The following is a 20,179-nucleotide window of genomic DNA, read 5'->3' as shown; positions in this document are numbered from 1 at the left end:
AAGGGGCTGTGGGACCCGGAGAAGATGGAGGTCCCGACCCAGTGAGGCCGACCCTCGAAGCACAGGGACTCAAGGAGAGCCTGCTCCAGTACCTGTCCACGACGTACGGTCTCGCGGACGAGGGCGCCCGTAAGGCGCTGAACGCCTTCCTCGGGGACGAGACGACGGGTATGTTCCGCGGACCATACCTCCGCCTGCGTACCCCCTTCACCCCGGCCGACGACGGCTGGCAGCAGCACCTGGACTGGGTCCGTACTGACGGCTGGACGCCGTACGCTCACCAGGCCCGCGCCTTCGCCCGGCTCACCTCCAAGGACGGCCACACACCTCAGCCCACGCTCGTCACGACAGGCACAGGTTCCGGCAAGACCGAGTCGTTCCTGTACCCCGTGCTCGATCACTGCGCCCGCGAGCGCGCGGCCGGGAACAACGGGGTCAAGGCGGTCTTCCTGTACCCGATGAACGCCCTGGCCACCGACCAGGCGGTCCGGATCAACGATCTGCTCACCGATTACGATGAGTTGAGCGGTGTCCGCGCTGGCCTCTACATCGGGGAGAAGGCGGCGACGCACTACGACCGGGTTTACACCCGCCGCCAGGACATGCAGCTGTCCCCGCCGGACATCCTGATCACCAACTACAAGATGCTCGACCTGCTGCTCCAGCGTGCCGCCGACGCACCGCTGTGGGACGACAGCGACATCCGCTTCGTGGTCGTCGACGAGTTCCACACCTACGACGGCGCACAGGGCACTGACGTCGCCATGCTGCTGCGCCGCCTCGCTATCGCCGTCGATGCCAACCAGCCTGGTAAGCCGCTCGGCTCGATCACCCCCGTCGCCACCTCCGCGACCCTCGCCTCCGGCACCGATGAGGACGGGGTACAGCAACTCCTGTCCGTGGCCACCAACGTCTTCGGCGCGGAGTTCACCGAGGACGCGATCGTTGGCGAGGACCGGCTGACGGTCGACGAGTTCATCCTGGGCGTGGACGAGTCGATCCCTGACGCGAGATTCCTCCCTGGTCAGGCCACGCCCCCCGAGACGCTGACCGCCCTGCCGGACCCGGCCTCCGGCGCCGAAGCTCTCACGGACCTGGCCGAGGCAGTCACCGGAAGCCGGATCACCGATCCGGTCGCCCTCGGCGCGGCACTGAAGCGCAACCGGCTTACGTACGCGGTCCTGAACGCCTTCGACGGCACTGTGCGCACCTACGACGAGGTCCTCGACGTGATGCGCCGCAGTGGGGCGAAGAGCTGGGACGAGGCGATCACGACACGGCCCCAGCTCGCTGCGCTGGCACTCGCCCGCTTTGTCGCGCTGCTGTCCGTGGCGCGTAACCCTGACACGCCGGCCGCGATCAGCCGTCCCTTCGTCCAGGTCGAGGTGCACCAGTGGGCGCGGTCCGTCACCCGCATGCTGCGTGGCGTACTGCCGTGGCCGAAGGCCGAGTTCGCGTGGGACACGGCAGGGGCGCAGAGCCAGTCGCGTACGACGCCGGACACCACTACCTCCCGCGACACCAAGGTCTTCCTGCCCGCGGTTTACTGCCGCGAGTGCGGGCGTTCTGGATGGTCGGTCCTCGCCCCCGAGTCGGACTTCGAGGAGCTGAACTTCGAGGCCCACAAGATCCGACGGGCCACCGTCACCGCCGAGAAGGCCAAGGTGCGCACCCTGGTGGCGGCCACCGACAACGAGGCCCGTGAGGGCAACGGCCGTACCGCCATGGACCCGGCAGCGCAGAGATCGCTGACCACCGGCGGCGCGGGCGTGCTCATGGTGCTCGATGGTCTGTCCCAACGGCTGCGTCTTCCCGACCCCCAGGGCGACTACGACGACGAGGGCAATCCGGCGCCCGCCGGCCCCGACTCTGCCTTCGTGCTCGTCCAGCTCGGCGACACGGCGGAGCGCGCCGCCAAGGACGACTGGTGCCCAGCTTGCGGCACGCACAACGCGATCCGCTTCGTCGGTACGGGTGCCGCTGCTCTCGCCGCCGCCTCCGTCACCCAGTTGTTCACCGGCGGGGAGATGGACAAGAAGCAGCGTGAGACGAAGACGCTGATGTTCAACGACTCGGTGCAGGACGCCGCGCACCGGGCCGGTTTCGTCGCCTCCCGCTCGTACACCTTCTCCCTGCGGGCCCTGTTCGCCAAGCATCTGAGCGAGCAGCGGCCCAGTGCCCTCAACGACCTTGTCGCCGATGTCGTCGCGGCCACCACCGACCGGGAGACGCTCGCCGCCGTCGTCCCGCCGGACCTGCACGACGACACGGGTGTGGCGCGTCTGCTGTCAGGCAAGGGGCGCGGCGGGGACAAGAAGACCTGGGACCTGATCGGCGAACGGTTCGCATTCGAGGCCGTGATGGAGTTCGGCCACCGCTCCCGCAACGGCCGTACCCTCGAACTGACCCGAACCGCAGCCGCCTGGGTGGACATCCCCGACGAGCAGGCGGCCGTGGCGCTCGTGCGCGCCGCTCATGAGGAGGCCGCCCACCGCGGGTTGACCCTCACCGAACACGACGACGAGCGCTATCTGGCCTTCCTGCGCGGCCTGTTGGAGCGGCTGCGTACGCGAGGTGCGGTCGGGCACCGGTGGCTGGAGAAGTTCCTCGACGAGGCGGGCACCAGCCGCTACTTCATCTGGGGAGGACGCCCGCGCGGTATGAAGGCCTTCCCCAAGGGGGTCTCCGCACCGAGCTTCCTGCTGGCGCGGCCCAAGCCGAGCAGCGAGTTCGACTTCGCGGCCGGACGTCTGTCCTGGTATCAGACCTGGGCCCAGCGCTGCCTCGACATGACCCGTGAGCAGGCCGACGAGTTCTGGGTCCGGCTGCTGCCCCGGCTCACCGACGCAGGGCTGCTCGCGGCGCGCACCCCGAGCGACACGGCCGCCCGCCTGTACGGCCTTCAACCCGGCGCCATCCGGCTGCAGCTGCTGACCAACGCCCAGGTCAACGAGGCATATGTGCGCTGCCCGAAGTGCTTCTGGGAGCAGACCGTCCACCCCTCGCTGCTGGCCCAGTACCACGGGCAACCCTGCCAGGCGTACCGCTGCGCGAAGGGGCGCCTGGTCGCTGGTGATAGATGGCTGGAGACCGTGGACCGGCACGACCGGGACCGCGACTACCGCGACGACTACTACCGCAGCCTGTACCGGCGAGCCGGCACCTACCAGGTCATTACCGCCGAGCACACCGGTCTGCTCTCCCGCGGCAAGCGCGAACGCGTCGAGGACGCCTTCCGTAACGGCGAGGGATTCAACGACCCCAACGTGCTGTCCTGTACGCCCACCCTGGAGATGGGCATCGACATTGGCGACCTGTCCGCCGTCGTCCTCGGTGCCTTGCCGCGCCGTCCGGCCAACTACGCCCAGCAGGCGGGCCGTGCCGGTCGCCGTACCGGCAACGCCTTCCTGCTGACCATCCCCGACCGCAAGCGCCGCGACCTGTACTTCCTCGACCGGCCACGGGACATGATCGACGGGCGGATCGTGCCACCGGGCTCGTATCTGTCGGCCATCGAGATCCTTCGCCGCCAGTACACCGCCCACCTCCTCGATCTCGCTGCGCGGGGACGGCTGCTGCGCGAGGACGGCAGGCCGCTGGCCGCGCTGTCACGCCGGGTCGACGAGCTCTTCGGCCCCTCCGGCTACCTCGCCGACTTCACCGACGCCGCCCTCGCCCACGGCGAGGAACTGGTCGCCGACTTCCTCGCCCTGTTCCCGACCGGCGTGAGCGACACCGCCAAGGCGGAGCTGGAGAAGTACGCGGTTCGCGGCATCCGGAGCGCGATCGAGAAGGCCGAGCGGGAGTGGGAGCGCGAGAACCAGAAGCTGCGCACCCGTATCCGTACGATCCGTGCCGCGATCGACGAGCTCAAGGACGGCGACGACGAACAGGCGAGCACGAAGGCGGAGTTGGAGGCCGAGCTCGGCGCCATCTCCAACCAGGGTGCTACGCGCCAGCGTCAGCCCTCGCAGACCGTGCTTTGCGACCTCGGCCTGCTGCCCAACTACGCCCTCATCGACGCCACGACCACCCTCGACGCGACCGTCTTCTGGCCCGAGGGCACCACGCCCGAGGGCCGGCCCCGCTACAAGTCGAAGCCGTTCTCCTACGGGCGACCGCGCGGCTTCGCCCTGTCCGAACTCGCCCCTGGCAACACCTTCTACGCCGAGGGCTACAAGCACCGGATCACCGGCATCGACATCGTCACCGGCCGGGACCAGGACTGGCGCCACTGGCGCTTCTGCCCCTCGTGCGGCTACGTCCGCACCGAGAACGCCGAGAACGACATCACGCCCTGCCCGCGCTGCGGGGAGACGGGCATCGCCGACTCCGGCAGCCTGTGGCAGATCATCCAGCCCAGTGTCGTGACGGCCCGTGACAAGCGGGAGGACGCCAGGATCGGCGACGAGAGCGACGACCGCGACCGCCGCTTCTACACCGTCATCGACATGGTCGACATCCATCCCGACCACTTCGTCAAGGGCAAATCCTGGCGGCACACCAAAGAGATCTTCGGCGTCGACTACACCCGCCGGGCCGTCATCCGCCGGATCAACACCGGACCGCTCAGCATCGGCGCCCAAGAGAACGACCAGCTCGCCGGGAAGCCGGTGCGCATCGCCCCCTTCCATGTGTGCACCGCCTGCGGAGCCGCGAGCGCAGACGGACGACCGGTCTTCGACGACGACCGGGACGCCGTCGACAACTCCGCCAACCGCCAGCGCGAACTCAAGCACCACACCCCCTGGTGCCCGCTGCGGCGCGGCAAGAAGGGCGTACCTCAGGAACCGGTCCTGCTCGCCCATGAGCTGGAGACCGAAGCACTGCGCATCCTGCTGCCGGCCGCGACCGTCCTCGTCGAGGAGAAGGTCCACTCCTTCCAGGCGGCCCTGCGCCTGGGCGTGGACGGCGCCTTCGGCGGCGACCCTCAACACCTCGCCACTACCCTCGCCACCATGCCGGACCGCGACACCACGGAGAAGCGGCACTTCCTCGTCCTGTACGACCGTCTCCCGCACGGCACCGGCTACCTCGACCGGCTCACCGACCCTGCCGCTTTCCGTCAGGTGCTGGAGGGCGCGCGCCGGTTGCTCGTGGAGTGCCCCTGCAACGAGGAGGGCGGGCCGGCTTGCCACCGCTGTCTGTACCTCTACGCCGACGAGCAGTACATCGAGCGCGTCTCCCGCCAGGCCGCCCTGGAGATCCTCGACGAACTCCTGGGCACGGACACCGACGCCTGGGACACCAAGAAGGTCGGCAACACCGATCAGATCGGTCTGGACGGCCAGGTCGAATCCGATCTGGAGGCACGCTTCCTCAAGGCCCTGCGCGGGTGGGCCGGACAGCGCGGCGACGCTGTGCTGGAGGAGAGCGGCGACAACAGCGCCTATCTGCGTCTCGACGAAGTCGGCACCGTGCACGGCTGGCGTCTGACCACCCAGCGCAACGAGGGTTACACCCGTACCGACTTCACCTTCGAACGCGTCGACGGTCCCAAGCAGAAGATCACCGTCTACCTCGACGGTCATCGCTTTCACGCCTCCCGTCGGCACAACCGGCTCGCCGGCGATGCCGACAAGCGCAACCGGCTCCGGGCCGAGGGGCGCACCGTCTTCCAGCTCACCTGGGACGACCTCGACGCCTTCGAGCGGCAGACGAACACGGCCGAGTCCGGCGCGGGGCGAGAGGCGGCCGAGCCGGTGTGGCCGCCGTACCCACGAAGTGCCCAGGACCTCGCCAAGCAGCTCTACGCCGACCGTGGCGGCGACGACCTCGCGACCACCGCCTTCACCGACCCGATGACCATGCTCCTCGCCTACCTGCGCAGCTCGGACGACGCGGCCTGGGGCAAGCGGGCATCAGCCATGGTCGGCGGGCTCCTCGGAACCGGCCAGGAGATCCTCGTCGGCAACGGCACGCCCGACCAGACGCGTCAGACGCTCAGCGGGCTCCTCGAGGCTTGGGGCCGCACCGACGGCATCGACCCGGCGCCCGTCCAGGGCACTGGCACACTCAACCTGTTCCAGACCTGCGACCAGTCCGGTCTCCCTGTCGCCTTCCTCGTCGATGCGGCCACCGGCCACTGGTCCGCCCTGGCCTGCCTTGACGACTCCGCACACGACCAGCTCGGCACGCCCGAACACAAGGCGCGCTGGCGCTCCTGGCTCCAGTGGTCCAACATCCTGCAGTTCCTTGCCCACGACGGCGGCGACGGCATTCAACTCACCACAGCCACCGCAGCAGGCTTCGACATCTCGGTCTTCAAGGCCTTCGGCGGCCTCGGTGAACTCGAATCCCTCGTCGTGCGGTATGGCACCGGGACACCTGCACCGCAGCCCGTACCCGCGGAAGTCTCCAACGAGACTCCTCTCGAAGCTGCGGTGCGGGATCTGCTGTGGGACCGGGAGATCCTCGAATACCTCGACGAGGACGACCCCGACTCCCCCCTCACCCGCCTCGCCCACGTCTTGGCCGACGGCGGCAAGAAGGCCCCCGCTTACGGCTACGAGCTCGGCGAACGCGGCTGGCTCGCCGACTTCGTCTGGGACCACGGCACCCCGCGGATCGCCGTCATGGCCGAGCCGTACGACCAGGAGGACGAGGAGAGCAACAAAACCTGGAGCGCCTATCGTGACGCCGGGTTCACCATCCGCTCGGCCGACGACTGGCTCGCCGATCTTGATGCTCTGCTGGGCGTGCTCCCCGACGCCACTGCCCGTCCCGACTCCGAAGAACAGAGTGCCGCACGATGACCGCACGCCTGAGCCTCTACCAGAAGGCCGAGAACGAGCTCTACAAGATGGACTCGTCGGTCAAGACGAAGTTCTACGACTTCTGCCACCAGTTCCGTCTTGACCCCGATCACCCCAGCCTCGACCTCAAGCCTCTCAAGGGCGACGGCCGGATCTTCCGCGCCAAGATCGACCGTTCGTACCGGGCGTTGCTGGCCCGGGCAGGGGTCGGCGCCGATGGCGTCCAGCAATGGCTGATCGTTGCCGTCCGCCACCGCAAGGACGTCTACGAAGAACTCACCGTCGCCATCAACCGGATCACCGGCGAGATCGAGTTCGTCGACCTCGGCGTCGTCGGCCAGAGCGTCCTCCAGCGCGTGGGCCTCCAGCTCACGCCGGCCCAGGAAGAGCACACCGCACCGGCCGAGCCCACGCCCGTCCCCGTCGTGACACAGCAGTCGGCCGTCCCCGCCGAACCGCTCCTCGTCGGCTGCACCCCCGAGGACCTGCGTCGGCTTGGTGTCGCCGACGCCCTCATTGGCCCGGCCCTCGCCGTCACGACCGATGAGGAACTCGACCAGCTCATCGCCGGCGCCCCGCGCCTGACTGCCGAGGTCCTCACCGGCCTCGGCTCCGGCATGTCCGTCGACGAGGTCGAGCGCGAGATCACCCAACCTGCCTCCACCGAGCTCGAACCGGGCTTCGAGGACGACATGGCGGCGGCCCTCACCCGTACCGCGGTCACCACGGTCGACGACGACATCCGCAACGTGCTGGCCGAGGGCGACTTCCGAGCCTGGAAGGTCTACCTCCACCCCACCCAGCGCAAGATCGTCGAACGGAACTACAGCGGCCCCGGCCGGGTCAGCGGCGGCCCCGGCACCGGCAAGACCATTGTTGCCCTGCACCGGGTTGCCCGCCTCGCGGCAGCCCTGCCGCCCGGCCACGGCAAGCCGATCCTGCTGACCACGTACACCAAGAACCTCACTGCCGACCTGCGCTCCCGACTCACCTCGCTCATGGACCCGGCGCTGCTCGGTCGCGTGGACATCAAGCACATCGACCAGCTCGCCCAGAGCGTCCTCAATGAGAACACCGCGCCCGGCGCACAGCGCAGCTTGATCACCGACGACCGGGCGCTGGACGTGCTGCGCGAGGTCCTCTTCGAACACGACGAGCAGCGTTGGGACGCCGAATTCCTTTTCGACGAATGGGAGCAGATCGTCCTGGGACAGTCCCTCGGTACCCGTCAGGAGTACTTCAAGGCCCGTCGTGCCGGTATGGGCCGCGCCCTCAGCCGCCCCGAACGCGCCGTCGTCTGGAAACTGCTCGAGCAGTTCGCCCTGCGCCTCAACGGCATGGGCCGGGAGACCTGGGCTCAGGCTGCCGAGCGTGCGGCGCGGTACGAGATGGAACGCGCCCGCAAGATCCAGACGCGGGCCGAGCGCAAGACGGACATCGGCGGTGGCGACCTGGCCCACCTCGACGACAACAGCTCCGCGATGCGCTACCTGCGTCATCGCTACCGTCACATCGTCGTCGACGAGGCCCAGGACCTCAGCCCCGCCCACTGGAAGATGCTGCGCGCCATGGTCGCCTCCGGCCCTGACGACCTGTTCATCGCCAGCGACACCCACCAGCGGATCTACGACCGGCAAGTCACCCTTTCCACCGTCGGCATCAACATCCGCGGTGGCCGCTCCTCGAAACTGACGCTGAGCTATCGCACCACCCAGGAGATCCTCGACCAGGCCGCCAAGGTTGTCCGCGGGGGCACCTACGACGACCTCGACGACGGCACCGACACCCTCGACGGTTACCACTCCCTGCTGCACGGCCCAGCCCCCGAGTACGTCGCCTGCGCCGACTGGACCGACGAGATCACTCAGCTCGCCGAGGCTCTCAAGCAGTGGCGCGCAGACATCACCCAGCCCGGCAAGGATGGCACCGTACGCGATCCGAGCGGCACCATGGCCGTCTGCGTCGCCGACGGTGACATGGCAGGCCGGGTCGCCGCCGACCTGGAGACGAAGCACGGCATCACCACAGCGACCCTCACCAAGGACGGCCCGCAAGGTGGCGGCGAGGTCCACATCGGAACGATGCACCGTTTCAAGGGACTTGAGTACCAGAAGCTCGCCGTCATCGGCGCGAGCGACGGCATCCTGCCGCGCAGCGCTGTCGTCGAGAAGTACGAGACGACCGACCCCAAGCGGTACGAACGCGAACTCAAGAAGAGCCGCAACCAGCTCTTCGTTGCCACCACCCGAGCCCGCGACGCGTTGCGCATCTCGTGGCACGGCAGGCCCAGCCCATTCCTGCCCTTGTAGACGGGGGCGACTCTGTGTCGCTGCAACCATCGCCACGGAGGCAGGGGACTCCACGGAACTGGGTCAGCCGAGACTCGTAAGACTTGCTACCTACATCAGCGGCTGGGCGCCGGAGGTTCAGCGACGTGGGCGGCAGCCCAGGGTCGTCCATCGCCTTTTCGATGGTGGACTTCATGGGATTGCCCACGAGCAGCGGACTGATCGCGGCCGCTGCGTGGAACAGCGTCGGCCAGCCGCGGTCCGAGAGAGGGGACGGGGGCGTGGGCGGGTCGGTCGAGCCTGGTCCGGCAGCGTGCTGTTGAATGCGAGTAGCCGAAAAAGGCAATGATACGCGCATATAGCGCCCCGTCAGGCATTCCCGATATGGAGGCCCTGTGAAGCTTGTTGGTGGATTCAGCTAACCTGCCTGCGTGTACGACGCAATGGGGGGAAGCGGGCCCTGTCGGCAGGCCGCAATTGGCGAGAAGAAGGCACGTCTGGCCAGGGCGGAGCAGCGGCGAAGATCGCGGGATCGCACGGGAGGCGGCGCTCTCGTGCGCCGTAAGTGGGCGTGGCTCGACGTGGACGACGCCAGGGACGGATACGTCTTTGCGTGTTGCGCGCCGTTAAGTTGCGCCGAGCGGTGACGGTCAAGGCTGCACGGCCGACGGGGACGGCGCCCCGAGGGTGCGTTCGGCAGCAGCCCGTTGTCGGTGGCGGGCTCTAGTGTGACGCGGAGGACCGTTCCATGCCCGGGGAGGGATTTCACGAACAGGGCATCGGAACCTCTCTTTTGGGGACAGAGTGGACCATTCTTATGAGGCGTGGCAGGAAATGCTGGCCGAGGAGTTCTTCGGACGGCAGCACGCCGGCCACCCGACGTTGTTCTACGTTGACGACGACGTGGAGCAGGAGCTCAGGCACGGATACGGCATAGAGGAGCCTCTCGCCCAGTGTGTGGGCAAGTTCCTGCGGTTGGGGACCGCGGAACCGTACAGCGCGATCGAGGGCTACCGCTGGCGCAAGCGACAGCAGGACAAGGAGGGCGTGCCCGCCTTCCTGCCGCTGCTGGCCTGCTCAGTGATGGCCGCGTCCCGGATGGTGAACGACCGGAACCACCGGGCCACTGCCTACCACGCCCGCTTCTCCGAGCTGCTGACCGGCGACGAGAAGCAACTGGGCAGCCAGCACTACGAGCCCATCTCTCGTATGTGGCAGGTGCTGGCCTCCTGGCAGTTCAGCCAGAGGGGCGCACGGGGTCTCTGTACCATTCCCGCCCCTGCTGATTTGCCCTCCAACCGCAGCATGATCGGGTTTGCTCAGTCCCAGGCGCTCCTCAGTGGCGCGGACCGGTCCTTCATGCCGAAGTTCTTCCGGTCGTTGCGGGAGCACGGCACGACCTGGCCGCTGCCGGGGGAGACGCTGCTGGCCCAGATCGAGATCCGGGGCATGGAGCAGCACCTTTCCAAGGGCTTCCGCAACGCTCTGCAGGAGGAGGAATTGCGCCCCTTCCTCGCCAAGCTGATCGGCAACTACGCTGCTTCCTGGGACGGTTCGGACGACCTGGTGCCCACTGGTGTCACCCGGGCCGAACTCCTGGTGCGGCTGGACGCGGGCCGTCTCAGCTGGGTGGCACGCCTGCGGTCCGCGGAGCAGAAGAAGTGCATCGAGCTTGAGGATGGCGTCGTCCTCGAGCAGCTTGGCGACACCGCCTACTATGAGGTGACCGGTCTGCCCGCCCCAAGTGCGGACACCCTCACTAGCGGCATCCGACGCGACGGGGGCAACCTGGTGCTCAGTCGCCCCTCCTCCTCCGTCCTGGTGCTCGCACGGGACGACGTGCTCGGCATCTGGGCCGGCACCGACGGCTTTCACCCAGGAGAGGCACACGTGGTGCTCGCCGCCCCGACCGCGCAGCGGGACGTGCAGCGGCTGCTGGACAAGGCCGCGACTACGGGCCGGAGCGCCGACACCAGCAAGCTGGCCTGGGTGCCGCAGGGCTGGTCCATGCACAAGCCTGTCACCTTCGACAACGCGGTCACCCTGCGACGGGCGCTCCAGGAGGTCCAGGGCGCCGTCGGCCTCCTGCAGCCCCCGGCCCAGTTCAAACTCCGCCTTGAGGGAGGACTGAAGCTCGCACCGTCGCTCGATTCCCACTTGTATCTGCGGGGAGGCGAGCCCCAGGTGGTCCTCCCGGATGCCACGGAGGGCACGGGAACCCTCCTGGTCGACGGAAAGGAACGACCCGAGCTCAGGAAGGCGGTTGCCGCGGGCCGCTCTGTCCCCCTGGCAGTGCTCCGGCTGGAGCCGGGCCGCCACACGGTGAGCTATTCAGGCGTGGAGATCGACTTCGCCACCGCGGACCAAGCCGTCGTCGAGCCGAAGATGACCAAGGTCTGCGGCTTCACCGTCGTGGACGGCAAGGCCTCGGAATCGCCCTCCCTCCTTGTCGAGCAGGCCCTGCCGACCGGTATCACCGGCGCCGACTTCACGGGTGCCACGACCCAGGACGCGGCAGCCGTCATGGAGCTGTGCCGTCGGGACGCGGACGAGGTGTTGTTCGCGGCGGCCGACGGACGGCTGTGGACGTTCGAGGCCCCGGAGCAACCGGGCTGGTGGACGGAGCGTCTCCCCGACACCCCCGCCCCGCTCCGCTTCGAGGCCGACTTCCACGGCATCGGCGGCTGGCTCCTGGAGCGCCGGAGCGGGCGCTGGAAGGGCCGCCCGGTGAACCCCGGAACGCCGAAGCCGAAGAGCGCCGGCAACCCGCGAGCGTGGGCCCGCGCTGTCCTCAACGCCCAGCAAGCGTCCGTCGAGCCCTCGTGGGCCGCGTACGTGCAGGCCGCGAAGGAGCTGGACCGATGACGGGACCGATCGGCACGAACGCGTTCGGTGGGATCCTTCTCCGCTGGCTGAGCGAGAGCCGCAGTGGCAAGGCGTCCGTACTGCGCGACGGGGTCCGCAGTCAGGCCCAGGCATGGGGCCTGGAGCTGAAGGAGTACGCCGACTGGGACTGGATGCGCAAGGCCGCTGCCCTCGGCTTCATCGACGTGGACCTGCGCGCCGACCGCTGGTCGGTGGCCCCGCCGGTGCTGACCAGGCTGCCCCACGCCGACGGCCTCGCGTTGCTGACCGGCGCGCGCACCGCGCGGATCAGCGCGCGCGTCGAGGAGGCGGCGCAGGAGTGGATGGAGCTGATCACCGTCTCTCACCGGCCGGAGGCCGGTGAGGCGCCGCTGCCCGACACCCTCCTGTTCCAGTACGAGGACCTGCGGGCCCTGCAGGAAGCCGCGGAGTTCCTCGGGACCCGTTATGTGCCCTGCGCCGCCCTGCAGTTGACGGAGCTGCTTCCGCAGGCGGCGCTGGGCCCCGAGTCCGCACCGCCAGGTGGGAGCACCGTCAACACGCTTGAGAAGTACGAGCTGCGCCTCCATCAGTTCGTCCCCGTGGAGAGGGACGACGAGGACGGCCTGTACCGGTGGCGCGGAGCCGACTACGCACGCCTGACCCGCGTCCGCCGCAACGGCGTCTTCCATGCAGTGGAACGCGAGACGGGTATCTTCCTGGAGCTCGCCCGACACCGCACTGGCGTGATGCGCTGGCGGCCGGAATCCGGCAAGGGCCGTGCCGGCATCGGCCGACTCTTCGTCGACCGGTACGCGCCCCTGCCCGCCCTGCACGAGCGCGCGGCCGTCCTGTGCAGCGGCTTCCCGCCCTCAGCGGGCAAGCAGACGCAGACCCGCGCGTACGACAACGTGCCGAGGGCGCTCGCCGAGGCGATCGCGGCCTCGCTGCAGCAGAACCTGGAGATCATGCCGCGACTGGTGGCGGCCACCGGCGGGAGGACCAAGTGAGCGTCGAACAGCACACGGCGGCGGTGACGAACACCGATGTCCAGGACGTCATGGGCACATTCGACGACCTGCGCAGCGCGCTCTTCCGCTACTACGACACCCCGTTCGGCGTCGATGATCGTTCCGTCATGGAGGAACGGCGCAATCTCCTGGACCGGGACAACGGGGCCTGGCGTGACCCGCTGATCGAGCTGCGCCCGCAGTACGCCTCCCGGGGCGTCAGCATCGCGGACTCCTTTGCCGAAGCAGGGGCGCACCCCGACGCGGCCGAGTTCGCCCGGTTCACGCTCCCCGACGGTGTGACCAGCCTCTACCAGCATCAGCACGAAGCCCTGGTTACCGCCTGCGCGGGCAAGGACTTCGTGGTCACCGCAGGCACCGGTTCCGGAAAGACGGAGTCCTTCCTGCTGCCGGTCCTCGCCGACCTGGTCGCCGAGTCCGCCCACTGGCAGGGCACCCGTGCGGTGCAGCGGGAATGGTGGCAGGGAGACGGGGCCTACGAGCCCAGCCGACAGAACGAGCACGGGCACCCTGCCGCCATGCGCGTGCTGATCCTCTATCCCACCAACGCCCTCGCCGACGACCAGCTGGTCCGGCTCCGGAAGTCGCTGGACAGTCGCGAGGCCCACGCATGGCTGGACCGGAAGCGTAACGGACACCGCTTCTACTTCGGCCGCTACACCGGAGCCACTCCCGTCTCCGGCAGCCGCGATTCCGAGCCGGCGAACTTTCGCTTGCGGCAGTACCTGCGGGAGGTCCAGGAACGGCAGCGCAAGGCCGACGAGAAGCTCGACGAGGAGCTGCAGCCCTTCATCGCGCGACTCGGCGCAGCGGAGATGCACGCCCGCTGGGACATGCAGGCTGCGCCGCCGGACATCATGGTCACCAACTACTCGATGCTGAACATCATGCTGCTCCGCAAGCAGGAGGAGCACATCTTCAGCGCCACGAGGAAGTGGCTGGAGGAAACACCGAGCGCCCGCTTCACCCTGATCCTCGACGAGCTCCACATGTACCGCGGTACGGCCGGCACCGAGGTGGCCTACCTGCTGCGCAACCTCCGCCACCGGCTCGGCCTCGACGAGAGCCCCGAGAAGCTGCGTGTGCTCGCCGCCTCCGCCTCCTTGGAGGCCGGCCGGGACGACGACTTCCTCGACGGGTTCTTCGCCCTGCCCGGATCCCGGCGCGTGATCATCCCCGGAAAGGCGAAGGAGAAACACGGCGAGGGCAGCCTGACCGCCCACACCGAACGCCTCGCGCAGGCTGCGAAGGCCCCCGTCACCCAGGACGAAGCCATCGCCCTGGCCCGGGAGACCCGCCTCGGCCCGGCGCTCCAGCGCGCACTCACTCCCGGCGGCAGGCCTCGTGCTCTGTCGGCCCCCGAACTGGCGAAGAACCTCTTTCCGGACGTCCCCGAGGAACAGCGCCAGGACGCACTCCACGGGGTGCTGCGCATACTCGGCTCCGCCCAGGACCTCGAACTCCCCCAGCTCCGCGCCCACTTCTTCTTCCGGAACATCGAGGGAATCTGGGCCTGTTCCGACCCGCAGTGCCCCAACATCCCCGTGGAGCACAGCCCCGAACGCCGGGTAGGCCGACTCTTCGCCGAGCCCACGTCCCGCTGCACCTGCGGCGCGCGCGTACTGGAACTTCTCTCCTGCCAGGCCTGCGGCGACCTCATGCTCGGCGGGTACGCCAGCCCCAAGGACACCCAGCGACGTAAGTTCACCGGGGCCCTCCACACCGATTTCCCGGACCTGGACCTGCTCCCCGACGAGGCCAGTGGCGCACCCACCGCGGCGAACTACGTCGTGTACTGGCCGCGCACCAAGGGCCTTGGCCTTGACGACCCCGGCTGGCATGCGGGCCTGTCCGACGGCGGGCCGCAGGTCGAGTTCGAGTTCCGCCGCAGCGCCTACCAGCCCGCCACCGGCCGCCTGGAGAACCGGGACGTCCAGCACACCGGATGGTCGTTCCACATCTCCGTGCCCCTGGACAAGGAGAACAAGAAGCCGGCCTACGACCCGGCCCGGCTCCAGGCCTTCCCCACCCGCTGCCCCGCCTGCGGCGACGACTGGGAGATCAAGTACGACCGGGACGGCCGTTTCATCCCGCTGGAATCGCCTGATCGGCTGCGCAACGCGCCGGTCCGGCGAATGCGCACCGGTTTCTACAAGATCAACCAGGTGCTGGTGACCGAAGCCCTCGGCCACCTCCCCGACGGCCGGCGCAAGGCGATCGCCTTCTCCGACAGCCGTGACGACGCCTCCGAGCTCGCCAGCGGTCTTGCCCTGCGCCACTACCAGGACCTTCTCCGCCTTCTCAGCGCCCAGGCCGTCGAGAACCAGGGGGATCCGTTCGGAGACCTTCAACTGGTGAAGGCACACTACGCCGGGCAGTCCGTCGATCGTGTGGGCGCCCGTGCCGCCATGGGACGGCTGCGGGACCGCAACCCGGCGGACTGGGGGCGCCTGAAGGCGATTCTCGCCGACGACCTCGACGCGGAACCGGAACTCTTGCCCGACCTGGAGCGGAAGTTCGCCGAACTGCCCTCGCTGGACGATCTCGCCTCCAACCTCGAAGGCATGCTGCTGAAGTACGGCACCAACCCCGCCGGTCCCGCGGCCTCGCTCCAGCAGACCTCGGCCGGACAGCCCTGGACCGCGCTCTACAACTGGGAGCGCGACCGGGAAGCGGCGGTGGAGACCCAGGCACAGGAGGAACTGCTCAACCGCGTCCGCTCCCGTCTCCGCCTCGAGACCATCGGCAGCCTCTTCTCCGGCGGCGGCCGTGACTTCGAATCGCTCGGACTCGGCTGGCTCTGCCTGCGTGACGACCGCTCACCTGTGGAGATCGGCCCGGACAGCGATCTGACCGTGGCGCGTGCCAGCCTACGGATTCTTGGCTTGATGCGGCGCTTCACCCGGATACGTGCTTCTCTGCAGGGGCCGCCTGCGCCTCTGAAGCGTTTCTGGAAGCAGGTCGCCGAACGCCATGGCACCGATTTGAAGACGGTTGAGGACCGGGTGCTCGGCGTCTGGAAGGACGCTGTGGTCGACTACGTCATCAAGCCGGAGAAGGTGGCGCTCCGCCCTGGTGACAACAAGACCTGGACGTGCCGTTCCTGCCATCGACCGCACCTTCACCCGGGTGCGGGGCTGTGCACCAAGTGCCTGGCCCCGCTGCCTGCTGTGCCCCAGCAGTACAGCGGAGTCCTCGAAGACGACTACTACGCGTGGAAGGCCGCCCACCGCACCGGTGACTTCCCCCTGCGCGCGGCAGAGCTGACCGGCCAGACGGACCGGCTGGAGGCCCAGCGCCGGCAGAGCCTCTTCCAGGACGTCTTCCTCGGCGACAACGACGTCCCGCAGGCGGACGGCCTGGAACTGCTCTCCGTAACCACCACCATGGAGGCCGGTGTCGACATCGGCCCCCTCAACACCGTGATCATGGCCAACATGCCGCCCACCCGCTTCAACTACCAGCAGCGGGTGGGGCGCGCAGGCCGACGCAACAGCCCGGTTGCCGTGGCCCTCACCGTCTGCCGCGGCCGCAGCCACGACGAGCACTACTTCGCCCGCCCAGAGGCCATCACCAACGACCCGACTCCGCCGCCCTACCTGGTCCTCGGCATGGTCTCCGTCTTCCGGCGGGTCCTGCTGGGAGAGGTTCTGCGCCAGGCCTTCGAGCCCCTGCAGCCGGAGGACCGCCAAAAGGGGCCGGACATGACGACCAACGTCCACGGCCAGTTCGGCCTTGCCGCCGACTGGCCGATGCATCGCGGTCCCGTCCGCCACTGGATCGCCGAACACCCGGACCGCATCCGAGCCGCTGCCGCCGCCTTCCAGGCTGGCACACCGGAGAGCATCGCCGCCATCGATCCGGTGGCCGCTATCGACGAACTCCTCGGCCAAATCGACGAGGTGGCAACCCGGACCGTCGGCCACTCCGACCTCAGCCAGCGTCTGGCAGAGGCGGGTCTCCTGCCCATGTTCGGATTCCCGACCCGCTCCCGTCTCCTCTACCGGAGCATCCCGCAGAAGACTTTCCCCTGGCCGCCGGCCGACTCCGTCAACCGCGACCTGGCCGTCGCCCTCAGCAAGTTCGCACCAGGCAGCGAAACCCCGCAGGACGGCCGTCTGCTCCGCTCCAGCGGAGTGGTCTCCCTCGTCCCGAGCGGACGCGGAGTGCAGGCCGCCGAGGACCCGTTCGGACCGGAACAGTTGGTCGCCATGTGCCGGATCTGTTCCCACGTGGACCCGCAGACCGCCGTCGACCCGGAAACCGGGAGCGCTGGCACCTGCCCCGCCTGCGGCGCGGAGAGCAAGTACTACAAGGCTGTCCCCTTCCGGGAGCCCGCAGGCTTCCGGGCTGCCCGCGAAGCACGGGACTACGACGGCTACCGGGAGCTCGGCTCCAACGCCACCAGCGCGCGGACGGCCACCGACCTGGAAAAGACCGCCCCGCGCATCCACCGTGCCGACGACGACTGGATGGTCGTCCACACTGGCAGCGGTGACCGCTACATCGTCAACACCAACGCCGGAAAGCTCTTCCGGTTTGTCAAGAACACCGGCCCGTGGCGCGGATACCTCGCTCTGGACCACCCCAAGGCAGAAGCCGACCTGGAGATCGCCCTCGGCGCCACCCAGCACACCGACATGCTCTTCATCGGGGCCAAGGGCGCCCTCGACGCGAACCGGGGCCTCCGCTTCGACATCTCGAAGTCCCAGCAGATCGATGGCTTTCCCGAGGCCTACCACGGCCGGCGTGCCGCCTGGTACTCGCTGGCGGCCCTGCTGCGCCGGGCCGCCGCCCCGCACCTGGATGTGCAGCCGGAGGAACTCCTCAGCGGCATCCACGGCTCGGACGCGCCGGTGGCCGCTCCCGTCATGGCCTACCTGGCGGACAGCCTCGACAACGGCGCGGGCTTCAGCACCCACCTGGGTTCGGAGAAACACATCGAGGAGTTCCTCCAGGCGGTCGATCGCTACGTGCACGACCTGGAGGCCGCCCAGCATGCCCGGAACTGCCGCAGCTCCTGCTACGCCTGCCTGCGTGACTACTCCAACATGCGCCTCCACCCGCTGTACGACTGGCGGCTCGCCCGCGACCTGACCGACGCCCTGCGCGGCCGGAAACTGCAGATCGATCCGAACGAGCACGCCCTCTTGCTAAAGGGTTGGGCGGACGAGGAGCCCACCGTCAGCCTCAAGGAGACCCCTGCCGGACCAGTGGCGCTCTTCACTTCGGACTTCACCGGCGAGCCCGTCGCGGTCGCCGTCAAGCATCCGCTGGAGTCCGCCACCGAGGAGTGCGGGAACGAACGGCTCCAGGCCCTACGTAACGAGGTCCGTGCCGGTGGCCTCGCCACCAGGATCGCCTTCGCCGACTCCTACAGCCTGGACCGGACCCCTGCCGCGGTGATCGAGCAGGTGCACATCTTCGCGGAGGAGCTCTGATGACGGCAGGAATCCCACGGGGAGCGGGCCAGAACGAGCAGGTCCGCCTGGAGGAGCTGCGGCAGCGGGAGATCGCCCGCCGCCTCGCCCTCCGCCAGGCCCGCGCCCAAGGCCGGACCGTTGGGGAAGCTCCGCAGTTCGCGGAAGCTGCCAGCAGCCCTGCTCCGGTCCTATCGCCGCAGAAGCAGCCGGAGCCGGAACCGGTCATGCCCCAGCCGGTCCCCGATGGATTCGCCGACCGGGAGGCTTGGGAGCGCGCCCGCCCCTTCGCCGAAATCATGCTGCCCGACGCTCTGAAGGCGGAGACCGGAACGCTCTCCGCGCAGAAGCTGGCGCGGGCCGCGGCCGATGCAGCGACCCGGCAGGACGACCCGGTCAAGGGCGTCTCCCTGCTCCTTATGGCACAGGACCACGGGCTGGACGTCCTCAATGGCCGGCTCAACGACCGCGCCCGCGCCCTGCTGGAGGACAAGCCGCTGCCGCTCCTGGGGGAGCCGGGCAGCATGTGGCAGATCTACCAGGACGACCGTCGCCTGATGGAGACCAACCTGCCGGCCCCCCGCCAGAGGGCGCTCCTGGCGAAGCTCCCCCGGCCGCTCCTCGACGACTACATCGACGAGGAGTGGATCGGCGCGGTCCCCGACCACGACGGCACCTCCCGTGCCGCCTACTTCCGTGCCCGCCTGGACCCGGCGTCCCTCACCGACGAGGAGATGGACCTGCTGGCCTGGCCCCTGGAACGGGAGCGCCGGGAGGCAGGCCCGGGAACGGAACCCGGCCGTGACTGGCCGCAGGACTGGAGCCTGCTGGTGAGACTGCAGGCCAACGACGCCAAGGCCATCGCGGAGGAGTGGACCGACCTCCTTCCACCAACACAGAAGCTCCTCGATGCCCTGCGCGAGGTGCGGCGGACCGGAGAGATTCCGGACGACCTCGTCGCCGACGAGAGGCTGTGGGTCCTCCTGGAGCGGATCAACCCCCGTGTACGCAGCGGGAGCAGCAAAAGGTTCAACGGCTGGATCGGCGTGCGGGCCCTGATCAGGGCCGTGCGGCAGATGCACCGTGCCCTCCTCCGCGGGGACGGCGAGACGGCGGAACAGCGGAGGAAGGCGGCGCTCACCATGGCCGCGAGGCTTCGGCACCACTCACAGCCGGTGCGCTGGGAGGCCCAGAACATCCATGCCTACCTGCGCGCCGGCCAGGAGATGACGGAGTCCCTCAAACTCCTGGAGCAGGATGCCGAAGGCCGTCCCCCAGTGCGGGACCAACTCGGCGGAGGTGCCGTGGCCATGCTGCGGAAGAATCGGAGCTTCCTGGAGGACCGGCCCCTCGGAGAACGCGACCAGCCGCTCAACCCGTATTTGGTGCTCGGCGTGCCCGACGGGGCGGACGACTGGAAGAAGGCCTGGCGCGCCCTGAGGAAGGAGCTCGACGACAGCGGCCGCGTCCGGATCAACGGCGCCAAGGACATGATCGAGAAGGCCGAGCGGGAGCAGCAGGAAGTACCCCGGTTTGCCGTTCCGGTCGCCCCGCACCGCTGGAAGGACCCCACCGGCACGAGCCACCGGCTGGAACTCCCGCCCGAGCCCCTACAGAGGCTCACCGCGCCGCCCACGGACAGCGACCGCGCGTGGTCTCGCACCGAGGCGGCCCGAGAAATAATCACCAGGGCGACAGAACGCCTTTCCCTGGCTGCTGAAGACAACGCAGCCCTTGAAGACCCAGAGAGCAGCACATTGTGAGCAACGGAGTCGGTAAAGGCGACAGTGGTTCTGGCCCCCGTGACGGATCCCAGCGGAACCGGGGACGCGGGCCGAACA

At 68.9% G+C, this 20,179-nt stretch carries 6 protein-coding genes; all 6 read left to right on the top strand.

Annotated features, from left to right (window positions below):
• Positions 1 to 41 precede the first annotated feature (41 nt).
• The 6 genes from GA0115233_RS13820 (at position 42) to GA0115233_RS13795 (ending at position 20,101) form a co-directional block, all read left to right on the top strand.
• Positions 42 to 6,755 (top strand): DEAD/DEAH box helicase, encoded by a 6,714-nt coding sequence (locus GA0115233_RS13820; RefSeq protein WP_093720478.1) that lies wholly within the window; start codon positions 42 to 44, stop codon positions 6,753 to 6,755.
• Positions 6,752 to 9,064 carry a UvrD-helicase domain-containing protein gene (locus GA0115233_RS13815; RefSeq protein WP_093720477.1) on the top strand — a complete coding sequence of 771 codons (2,313 nt, stop codon included), beginning with the start codon at positions 6,752 to 6,754 and terminating at the stop codon, positions 9,062 to 9,064. Before GA0115233_RS13820 ends, GA0115233_RS13815 begins: the two co-directional genes overlap by 4 nt.
• A gap of 783 nt (positions 9,065 to 9,847) precedes the next feature.
• Positions 9,848 to 11,908 (top strand): hypothetical protein, encoded by a 2,061-nt coding sequence (locus GA0115233_RS13810; RefSeq protein ID WP_141689509.1) that lies wholly within the window; start codon positions 9,848 to 9,850, stop codon positions 11,906 to 11,908.
• The gene (locus GA0115233_RS13805; RefSeq protein ID WP_093720475.1) at positions 11,905 to 12,897 is read left to right on the top strand and encodes a hypothetical protein; all 993 of its coding nucleotides are present in this window, start codon (positions 11,905 to 11,907) and stop codon (positions 12,895 to 12,897) included. The genes GA0115233_RS13810 and GA0115233_RS13805 overlap by 4 nt, the downstream gene beginning before the upstream one ends.
• Positions 12,894 to 18,359, top strand: a complete 5,466-nt coding sequence (locus tag GA0115233_RS13800; RefSeq protein WP_255310174.1) for a DEAD/DEAH box helicase — start codon at positions 12,894 to 12,896, stop codon at positions 18,357 to 18,359. Before GA0115233_RS13805 ends, GA0115233_RS13800 begins: the two co-directional genes overlap by 4 nt.
• On the top strand, positions 18,359 to 20,101 hold the full coding sequence (locus GA0115233_RS13795; RefSeq protein ID WP_093720474.1) for a hypothetical protein: 1,743 nt from the start codon (positions 18,359 to 18,361) through the stop codon (positions 20,099 to 20,101). Before GA0115233_RS13800 ends, GA0115233_RS13795 begins: the two co-directional genes overlap by 1 nt.
• Positions 20,102 to 20,179 lie beyond the last annotated feature (78 nt).

Origin of the sequence: Streptomyces sp. DI166 (genome assembly GCF_900091315.1) — a bacterium.
Lineage (GTDB): Bacteria > Actinomycetota > Actinomycetes > Streptomycetales > Streptomycetaceae > Streptomyces > Streptomyces fuscus.
Note: the sequence above shows the minus strand (reverse complement) of the source record. Positions and strands in the feature narration are given on the sequence as shown.